6 protein-coding genes are annotated in these 8,139 nt (G+C 66.7%); 4 read left to right on the top strand and 2 right to left on the bottom strand.

Annotation, left to right across the window (positions count from 1 at the left end; all coding sequences use genetic code 11):
- A partial coding sequence (locus ACFV2O_RS23520) for a multicopper oxidase family protein (protein WP_379253654.1) occupies nucleotides 1-1,127 on the top strand: 1,127 nt, incomplete at its 5' end.
- Between the two features lie 373 nt (nucleotides 1,128-1,500).
- Here the strand turns inward: ACFV2O_RS23520 and ACFV2O_RS23515 are convergent.
- Together ACFV2O_RS23515 and ACFV2O_RS23510 are read right to left on the bottom strand one after the other, a co-directional pair.
- On the bottom strand, nucleotides 1,501-3,777 hold the full coding sequence (locus ACFV2O_RS23515; RefSeq protein WP_379253653.1) for a tyrosine-type recombinase/integrase: 2,277 nt from the start codon (nucleotides 3,775-3,777) through the stop codon (nucleotides 1,501-1,503).
- 50 nt (nucleotides 3,778-3,827) lie between these two features.
- Nucleotides 3,828-5,024, bottom strand: coding sequence for a tyrosine-type recombinase/integrase (locus tag ACFV2O_RS23510; RefSeq protein WP_379253652.1), 1,197 nt, complete (start codon nucleotides 5,022-5,024; stop codon nucleotides 3,828-3,830).
- Between the two features lie 291 nt (nucleotides 5,025-5,315).
- On the opposite strand from ACFV2O_RS23510, the gene ACFV2O_RS23505 reads away from it, so the two are divergent.
- The 3 genes from ACFV2O_RS23505 to ACFV2O_RS23495 all read left to right on the top strand — a co-directional run bounded on the left by ACFV2O_RS23505 (nucleotide 5,316) and on the right by ACFV2O_RS23495 (nucleotide 8,015).
- Nucleotides 5,316-5,582, top strand: a complete 267-nt coding sequence (locus tag ACFV2O_RS23505; protein ID WP_379253651.1) for a hypothetical protein — start codon at nucleotides 5,316-5,318, stop codon at nucleotides 5,580-5,582.
- Between the two features lie 196 nt (nucleotides 5,583-5,778).
- Nucleotides 5,779-6,966, top strand: a complete 1,188-nt coding sequence (locus tag ACFV2O_RS23500; protein ID WP_379253650.1) for a hypothetical protein — start codon at nucleotides 5,779-5,781, stop codon at nucleotides 6,964-6,966.
- Between the two features lie 152 nt (nucleotides 6,967-7,118).
- Complete coding sequence (locus tag ACFV2O_RS23495) at nucleotides 7,119-8,015, top strand: bifunctional DNA primase/polymerase (protein WP_379253649.1); 897 nt, start codon at nucleotides 7,119-7,121, stop codon at nucleotides 8,013-8,015.
- Nucleotides 8,016-8,139: the final 124 nt, after the last annotated feature.

Genomic DNA, 8,139 nt, shown 5'->3' with positions numbered 1-8,139 from the left:
CCCAGATCGACCCCAACGGCAGCTTCCGCTACGAATTCACCGTCCCCGACCCCGGCACCTACTGGTTCCACCCCCACGTCGGACTGCAACTCGACTGCGGCCTGTACGCCCCGCTGATCATCGAAGACCCCGCCGACGGCCGCGACTACGACACCGAAGCCGTCCTCGTCCTCGACGACTGGCTCGACGGCATGGCCGACCGAACCCCCGACAAGCAACTGCAACAGCTGCAAACCACCGGCATGAGCGGCATGAACATGGGCGGCGGGATGAGCGGGATGAACATGGGCGGCATGTCGATGCCGACCGATCCCAACGCCCCGCTCGGCAGCGACGCCGGCGACGTCAAGGACTACCCGTACTTCCTGATCAACGGCCGCATCGGCAACGACCCGGTCACCCTCACCGGAAAACCCGGGCAGCGGATGCGGTTACGGATCATCAACGCCGCCGCCGACACCGCCTTCCGTGTCGCCGTCGGCGGCCACCGGCTGCGCGTCACCCACACCGACGGCTACCCCGTCGCCCCGGTCGCCACCGCCGGCCTGCTCATCGGCATGGGCGAACGCTACGACGCGATCATCGACCTCGCCGACGGCGTGTTCCCCCTCGTCGCCGCCGCGGAAGGAAAAACCGGCCAAGGATTCGCGCTCATCCGCACCGGCGCAGGCACCGCGCCCGCTGCCGACATCCACCCCACCGAATTGACCGCCGCCCCGTTGACCGCGGACGAGCTCACCGCCGCCGACAGCGCGCGGCTGCCGCAGAAAACCCCCGACAACACCCTGGACATCACCCTCGGCGCCGACAGCCGCCGATACGTCTGGACCATCAACGGCCGCACCTACGACCAACACACCCCACTCGAGGTCACCGCCGGCGCGCGGGTCCGGCTGCGGTTCACCAACCAGACGATGATGTTCCACCCTATGCACCTGCACGGCCACACCTTCCAACTCCGCACCCTCACAGGAAACGGACCCCGCAAGGACACCGTCGTGGTCGCATCCATGCAAACCGTCGAGGCCGACCTCGACACCACCAATCCGGGGCAATGGATGCTGCACTGCCACAATGCCTATCACCAGGAAGGGGGAATGATGACCGTCATGTCCTACGTGCGCTGACCACACACCAGGGATGGACGGCGAAGCCGGCCGGACGGGTGAGGGTCGCTCCCCAGGCGCTTGGTGAGGCGGTGGATCGCACCGCCTCCCGGATACAGCAAGTATGGGCCCGTCGTGCCTTCGCCTGCGTTGTGCGCCGGCGAAGGCCAGAGTCAGCCTGCCCATAATCATGACGAAATCCCCAGGTTCTCTGTCGATGAAATCCACCGCGGGCCGCTGGAGCTGGCGCCGATCGACCGCGTGACCCGCCGTGAAAAGGCCGACCTGTAGCTCAATTCTTCGACGAACTCTGCCGAAGACCGCGCCTCGCACGGCTGCTCACCACACGGGTACCGCTCCGGCGCTGCAACCAACGGGCGTGCGGCATGGGCGGTCAGCACAACGTCGGCTGGTCGGGCCGCGACGACAGCAGAACGAGCTGGGTGCGGCCGTCCGCGGGCATGGTTGTGGCCTTGATTCGTTCCACCTGGGCCTTCTTGTCCTGGATGTGCGCCAGGGTCGTCTCCAGCCCGATGACCTCGCCCTCCCAGTGATTGGCTCGGGCCTCATCGAGCAGCCGGACGGTGTCGGCTTCGATAGCAAGAAGCCGCGGAAGCTGCTGCGGGTCCATTCGCATCATCGGGCAGCGGACACAGGCGTGTTCATGCGGGCAGTCCGACCCATAGGGCCGGTAACAGTCGCCGAGTGCCAGCTTGCGGCGTCGGAAGTGCTGTTCGAACTCGGCCCATTCGGCGTCGGTCGGGTCGCGGTATTCCTCTGCCGGCCGGGCCGCGCGACGGCGGACGATGTGGGCCTGAACGTGACGAATGACCTGCTCGGGATAGACGGCGACGTATCCCTGAGTCGTCGAAAGACTCAGGTGGCCGAGCAACTTCGCCGCTATGTGAACTGGCAGACCCCCGTTGACGGCGTCGGTGGCGAACACTCGCCGGAAGTCGTGCGGGGTGAACGCGAGACGTCGCCCATCGACGTCGCGCAGATCAGCGTGCGTGGCGGCCTGGGCCAAGCGTCGGGATACGAATGTGCGGCTCATCGCGGACGGGGTGCCGGACTGCAACCACTGGAACAGCAATGGCTGTGGTGCCGCGAACTCGTGCTCGAGGTAGTCGTAGCGGGCGACGAGGGGAACCTGCTCCCCGCCGCCACGGATCCGGCTCACGATGCGCGCGAGAGCGTGCGCGAGTTCCGGGCATACCGGCAGGACCCGTTCACGGTCGGTTTTGGACGGCGCGATCTGCAGCAGCACCACCAGCTGCCCGTCGGCCATGGTGTAGTGGCGGATCGACAGGTGATTCAGTTCGAGCAGTTCCTCGGATCGAATGCCGGTGAGCCGCAACACTTCGATGATCGCCCAGGCCCAGAACGCATCCTCCTCAAGCTTGCGGCAGTTGATCGGCTTGGCTGCCGGATCACCCAGGCAGATCACCCGAACCGGCGACGCAGTGCCGGTGCTGATGTCGCGTTTGGGCACCGGCAGTCGCCGGTAGCGGCGCCCGCCGCACTCGAACTCCTGGCCGTGATCGGTGGCTTGGGCGGTCGTCAGCAGGGCCGTGGCGTCGGTCAGACGCCGATGCGCGCTGGCGACGAGCCTGGGCAGCGCCGGCGCAAGAGTGCGGGTGCGGGCGTGCATGCGCGCCCTGTTGTGGTGCTTGACCTTCGCGAACGGCCGCAGATCGCCTTCGCTGACCGGCGGCGGCGCGACCCACTGGCCCCAGGTCGCGGGGTCCTCGGCCGCCCAGTGCGCGATGTCGAGGTAGAAGCTTCGGACCATGATCAAGACGCCGTGCACGTCCCCGCGCGGGCGGCCGTCCGGCAGCGTCCACAGCCGTTCCTGCCAGGACCGGGCGGTCTCCGGGGTGAGGCGTATCGAGTCGATGCCGGGATGGTGCCGTTCCAGGTCGGCCCAGAAGGTGCCTGCCAGCCGGGTCGCCAGGCCGCGCAGCGAGCTGTAATCCAGCGCCGTCTGCCGCTCGGACAGATACCGAACGAGCAAGTCACGCACGGGCCGGCAGACGATGCGGTGCCGATCGACCATGTCTGCAACGGTGTATTTGTTGCTGCGGCGCAGCGTGTAGCGCGACAGCAACCCTGGGTCGTCGACGATGCCCAGCTGCCGCAACAACTGATGGGCGGTCTGCAGGCCGGGCACCGTCGCGCGGCCGTGTGCTCGGCAGGCATCGCCGTAGCCCAGCAGATCAGCGGTGGTCAACTCGCTCATCGTCTTGCCGGTGTGGATGAGCACGCGGGTCAGCAGCGCGACGGCGAACTCCACCATCCGCTTCGGCACCCCACCTTCAGCAGCGGCATCGGCGAGCCGGTCGATATCGACACGGTCCGTCGTCGCGCGCAGCTGTTCTTTGAAGCTGGCCGAGGCCGGCAGCCGTAACAGCCATCCGTAGCTGGGGCGCAGCACGCGGTGGCACATCAACGACCCTGCAGCGCTGTTCAACGCCGCGCGCTGGTAGTGGTTCACCGCCCCAGCGGCGGTCAGCCAGTCGGTGGCATCGTCGAATCCGGAAGCCTCCCACCGTGTTTGCCAGCTGTCGCCGGGCATCGACTCCAGGTGCCCGAGCAACAGCCGCAGTCCGGCCACGCGCAGCCGCACCGTCCCGATCGACAGCTGCATCGCGTCGGCGTCGACGCGCACCACAGAAACGAGGTCATCCAGTGAAGGCGTCGCCCCAGTCAGCGCGGTGCTCGTCACGACAGTGCCGGCCCGAGCAGCGCGGTCAGGTCGCTTCGGTCATAGCTCCAGCTCACCGCCGGGCTCGGCGCCGGTGTAGTCGGCGGGGCATGGTGATGTTCCCGCACTCGCGCGATCACATCGTCAGGGCGGGCCACCAGATAGGGTTCGCTGCTGGCCAGCGTGCGATGCCGCAGGTGCGCACGGACATCCGTGATCGGGATGGCGGGATCGCTGGCCAGGCGGATTCCACAGGTGTGGCGGAAGTCGTGCAGCACCAGGTCTAGGCCGAGTCTGGCATTGACGCGCAACAGCATCGCCCGCATCGCCTGATACCGCAGCGGGCGGTAGGGCTTGCGCAGTGTGAGCCACAGGGTAGGGTCCGGATGGTCTCGGGGTCGCTCCCCGGCCAGGTAGCGGCTGAGGCACAGCAGTGCGTCCGGAGAGACCGCGACCCATTCCGGTGCGCGGGTGCCTTTGCCGATCAGGCGGATTCGCTGTCCGCCCCAGTCCACATCGGTCAGGGTCATGCCCAGCAGCTCGCTGGCGCGGGCACCGGAGGACACCAGCAGCGCCACGATGGCCCGGTCACGGTCGCTGGTCAGCGACCCGAACACCTCCTCATACAGCTCATCCGGGATGGCGCGCGGCACCAGGGCGCCGGTCTTCTGCCGGTAGCTGCCGCGGCGGGTCGGCGTCCTCGGTTCCAGCGGGCTTCGATGCCGAAGACTCCGGTTGCCCGCACCAGCTCCTGGCACCGGAATCACCTCAGGACCCACACCGATCCGTTTCGCGAACTCGTAGAACGACGACAGCACCGCCAGCCGGTGATTGATCGTGGCCGGCGCATACCCGCCGCCGCGGCGTGGCTTGCCGGTTCTCGGGTGCGGCCCGGGAACCTGGTAGTTCGGCGTAGCGCGGCGGCGCTGCGGGTTTTCGGCGCTGCGCAGCATCAGCACGTAGTCGCGGACCTGGACGCGAGTGGCCGCATCCCACGCAACGCCCTCGGCCAGCAGGAAGCGAAACCATCCTTGCAAGTCGAAGGCGTACGACTTCACAGTCAGCGGACTGCAATCAGAGGCCGTCAGCTCTCGCAGGTAGTCGGCGACCACGACGACCTGGATCTCTCGCTCATCGACGAGCACGTACGGCAGCGCTGGATCGGTCGTCGTAACGACCTTGTAGGCAGGCAGTTCGATTTGCACGACGGTCATTCGTTGCCGACCCTGCCGGTGGTGCAGAGAAGCCTGCGCTATGCACTCCAATGGCGTGACTCGATTCTCGCGACTGCCCTCCCGTCCCAGCCCTAGACCAGCACACCAGCCGATACATCGCCCGCAGTCTGCCTTCACAGCACCGCCCTCTCTTGTCATCCACCAGCCACTGCCCACAAACTTCCCCAGGTCTTCGCAGCGCCGATCCTGACCGATGATGGTCACCCGCCGGCCGACTGCCACCAGAGCTCGCCCAGCAAGTCACTTCGTGAACTGATTAGGGGCCATGACATGGCAATCCAAGTGATCCGCAGACCTGGCACTGGCCTGTTCGGCATCTTCTCCTCCGAGACAAACACCTTTCTCGCATACGATCTCAGCGCCGGAGAGGTTGTCCAAGCCTTTGTTGATGATGCTGCCGTCCGGGCTCGTAGCGAAAGCCAGCGAATCATCGAGCATCTTCTGCGCGATGAACCCCGAGCGATCTACTACCAATTCACCCTGACATGGGAAGAAGCAGCTGAACTCAATCGCCGAAACGGCCACGCCACGCCATAGCACTCACTGCACCCCGGCACCCGAATTCACCAGCGACGTGGACGTCAGAAGGCTGCCAACGATCGGGTCGAACCGACTCGTCCTCTTTCCCGCCTCGCTCAGGTGGTGAAACACATACCGAGAATTCCTCTACGCACTGGCCGGCCCGCCCTGCTGGCCCCGCGCCGGATGGATCACCTCCACGAAAGGCCTCACCATGAGCATTGCCTCGACCACGACTCTGCCCCTGTTGCCGACGCGCACCCTGCGTAAGGCCGACGTAAGGGTCCTTCGTGACCTGCTCACCGATCAGCAGGCCCGCAAACTGGATGTGGTCGTGCCCGCACAAGCACTGCGCATCGATCGCGGCTACCTGCTGATCCAGGGCGTCGAGCCCCACCTGGCCGAGGACGGTGTCTACGACCTCAACGGTCTCTACACCCTCACCAACTCCGCGGTCGGTGACCTCGCCGCCGATTTCAAGATCCCGGTGCCTTACCTTCGCCGCTGCCGCACCGAGAACATGCGCGCGTTCTGCAACGCGATCAACGACTGGGCCCGCTACGAAACCGACCGCAAGGTGCTGATCCGGCTGATGTGGGGCCGCTCCCCCGGCGACAAACTCTCGCACGGCATCGTGCGCGCGGTCCTGTCGGACAGCTACGGCTTCCGCGACAACCTCGACATGGCCACCGCCTTCCTGCAGGGCTTGCAGGAGGCCGGTGTCGATGAGACCAGCATCGTCGCCGCGGACATGAGCGACGACCACCTCTACATGCGGGTCACCTCCCCGAAGATCGCCGTCGCAGCACCGGAACTGTTGCGCAACTACCGCTCTCCGTTCACCGGAGCATCGGGCGTCGACTGCCCGCTCGTCTTCGCCGGGGTGGAATTCCGCAACAGCGAGACCGGACACGGCAAAACCCAGGTCGTGCCGCAGATCCAGATCCAGATCTGCGGCAACGGCCTGACGTTCACCAAACAAGCTGTCGCCCAGATCCATCGCGGCACCCGCATGCGCGAGGGCACCGTCCGCTGGAAGGCCGACACCTACAAAGCCGATGACCGTGCGTTCACCCTCAAGATTCGCGACGCGGTGCAGTCATTCCTTACACCCGACTTCGTCCAGCAACGCATCGACGAGATCACCGGAGTCGCCCAAGCCAACCTCAGCGACCCGGAAAAGACCCTCACCGTGGTGTCCAAACAGCTGCGGTTCAGCGAAGCCGAACGCAAAGGAGTGTGGGAGCACTTCCTGACCGCCGGAGACCGCTCCGCCGGCGGGATCATGCACGCAGTCACCAGCTTCGCCCAGGTCCTCGCCGACGAAGGCCGCATCGACCGCGGCAACGAATTCACCAGCCTCGGTCTGGACGCCCTGCACCTGGCCGCAGCCCACGCCTGACCCACAGCCCACCGGCCGCCGACAACCACTCCGATGCCCCCAGGGGTGCCGGTGAGGCTGTCCGAGGAGTTCTCTCTGTGAACCCGTTCACCGACCGGCCCGGCCGGTCCGGGTCAAATCGGCTTGTCCGTCCCACGCCCTACCCTGGGGCTATGAGTGCCGCATCCGGCGCACGCGCCACTCTCATGCGGGCGGCTCAAGACGCCGCCGCCTGCGGCTTCTGGGTCTTCCCCCTCGGCCCGGGATCCAAGAAACCCGCCCTGCGCAAACGCAACTGGCAAAACATCGCCACCCGCGACCCGGATGTCATCGCCCGCGCATGGCGGCGGGCGGCATTCAACATCGGTATCGCCTGCGGTCCAAGTCGACTACTCGTGATCGATCTCGACCCCAGCCGCGGCGAACCAGCGCCACCGCAATGGGAAGGTGCACGCCACGGCCGCGATGTCCTGGCCCGCCTCACCGCCGCCCACCGCGTCCCCTACCCCATCCACACCTACCGGGTCGCCACACCGTCGGGCGGTGAACACCTCTACTTCACCGCACCCGAAGTCCCGGAATTGCGCAATAGTGCCGGCGGTCTCGGGTGGCACATCGACACCCGCGGCGTCGGCGGTTACGTTGTCGCCGCCGGATCCGTACTTCGCCGCGGTGGTTCCTACCGGCTGCTCGACGACAGGCCGCCCGCTGCGCTGCCGGACTGGCTGATCACCGCTCTGACCCCGCCACCCCTTCCGTCCCCTGCCCCGGTCGAGCTTGCCGAAGTGCGCGTTGACGCCTACGTGCGGGCCGCGCTGGTCAATCAGGTGGAGCGGATCGTGACCGCACCGCGCGGCCAGCGACATGACACCCTGCTCTCAGCCGCAGGTTCGATCGGGCGCCTGGTCGGGGGCGGAGTGCTGACCCGCGACGACGCGCACCAAGTGCTACGTGGTGCCGCCGACAGCCACATCGGCATCGACGGGTTCACCGAACACGAAGCCGAACGTGTGATCAGCGACGGCCTGGACTTCGGCGTCGCCCACCCCCGACACATCAACCTGCACTGATCCCGGCAGCTCCGCATCACGGCAGCGCTACAACGGCGAGTCTCGTGACCACCGAGTTGAAGTCCTGCGCACACAGTGGGTCCATCGCGCAGGCGGTGACTGCTGTGCTACGCGGGCGCCGCAC

The organism is Nocardia sp. NPDC059691, assembly GCF_042733915.1.
Lineage (GTDB): Bacteria > Actinomycetota > Actinomycetes > Mycobacteriales > Mycobacteriaceae > Nocardia > Nocardia sichangensis.
This window is presented reverse-complemented; position numbering and strand designations above follow the sequence as displayed.

Bases quoted from the DNA above. Each gene is read 5' to 3' on its own strand.
- ACFV2O_RS23510 (WP_379253652.1), bottom strand. From the start codon at position 5,024: ATGACCGTCGTGCAAATCGAACTGCCTGCCTACAAGGTCGTTACGACG.
- ACFV2O_RS23505 (WP_379253651.1), top strand. From the start codon at position 5,316: ATGGCAATCCAAGTGATCCGCAGACCTGGCACTGGCCTGTTCGGCATC.
- ACFV2O_RS23500 (WP_379253650.1), top strand. From the start codon at position 5,779: ATGAGCATTGCCTCGACCACGACTCTGCCCCTGTTGCCGACGCGCACC.
- ACFV2O_RS23495 (WP_379253649.1), top strand. From the start codon at position 7,119: ATGAGTGCCGCATCCGGCGCACGCGCCACTCTCATGCGGGCGGCTCAA.